Below are 1,258 nucleotides of genomic sequence, written 5' to 3'. Positions count from 1 at the left end.
CAGCCCCGGTCGGCTTGCGCTGTGCGCGGTGTGAGGGAGGCGGGACCATCGGGCCGATGTCGCCGTCGGGTGCCTCGTCGATGTCGACGACCACCGGCGCGTGGTCCGATGTGCCCGCACCCTTGCGGGCCGCCCGGTCCACCCAGATCGCCCGTACCCGCTCGGCAACCGGGGCGCTGGCAAGGGCGAGATCGATGCGCATGCCCTTGTTCTTGGGGAACATCAGCGACCGGTAGTCCCAGTAGGTGAAGACCTGTTCGTCCGGCCACCGTGCGCGCGTGACGTCCACCAGGCCGAGGTCGGTCAGTCCTCGCAGGGCCTGGCGTTCGGCGTCGGTGACGTGGGTGGCGTCGACGAAGTCGGCCGGGTCCCACACGTCGGCGTCGGTGGGAGCGACGTTGAAATCACCGCAGGCGAGTACCGGCGTGGTCGCCAGGGCCTTTTCCAGGCATGCCCGCAGCGCGGCGAGCCACGTGATCTTGTAGGCGTAGTGCGGATCGTCCACCGCCCGCCCGTTGGGCACATAAAGCGACCAGACCCGGATGCCGCCACACGTCGCGGCCAGTGCCCGAGGTTCTGGCTCCGGGAAGCCGGGACCATCGGCGAGCCCGCGTTCGACGTCGCCCAGGCCGACCCGGGAGAAGATCGCTACCCCGTTCCACCGGCCGTTTCCGTGATGTGCGACGGTGTAGCCGCGGCGGAAGAGATCTTCATCGAAGAGCTCGAGGAAGGCGTCGTCGGCGAGCTTGGTCTCCTGGAGGCAGACCACGTCCGGCTGGACTCGGTCCAACCATTCGATCAGACGCGCCTGCCGTGCCTTCGCCGAGTTGATGTTCCATGTCGCTACCCGCACCATCCGACGTTAGCGTCGATTCTCGCGCAGCTCTCGGGCACCCCCGCCGGGTCAGTTGGGGCCAGCGGGTGGTCGCCCTGGTGTGCAGCCGCTGGGACAACGACGCCTTGATGGGTGGCTGGTCCAGCACGAGTGGATGGTTGACATACATTTTCCGCCCGAAAACCGGCGCCTCCTGACGTCTTCCTTCCACTCGTCGCACCGAAGGGAATGCGGATCAAGGAGTGGGGTTGGGGTGCGTGCATCGCGAGGTGCGAGGAGGCGCCTGGCGCACGCAGACCCTGGACGAACTTCCGGCGGCGACCCGTGATGTCGTTGCCGCTCGTCCCCACCTGATGCACGACGTCGGGGAAGGATGGTAGATCTACGACCTCACTCACCTGTACTCGGCTAGCGGTTTTGACG

Annotated in this window: 1 protein-coding gene; it reads right to left on the bottom strand. The window is 67.2% G+C overall.

What is annotated here, in order from left to right; translation table 11 throughout:
- Positions 1–853, bottom strand: an 853-nt coding sequence (locus U9980_RS15560; RefSeq protein WP_322768574.1) for an exodeoxyribonuclease III, incomplete at its 3' end; no start/stop codon positions are given.
- Positions 854–1,258: the final 405 nt, after the last annotated feature.

It is taken from the genome of Protofrankia sp. Cr1 (genome assembly GCF_963555865.1).
Lineage (GTDB): Bacteria > Actinomycetota > Actinomycetes > Frankiales > Frankiaceae > Protofrankia.
This window is presented reverse-complemented; position numbering and strand designations above follow the sequence as displayed.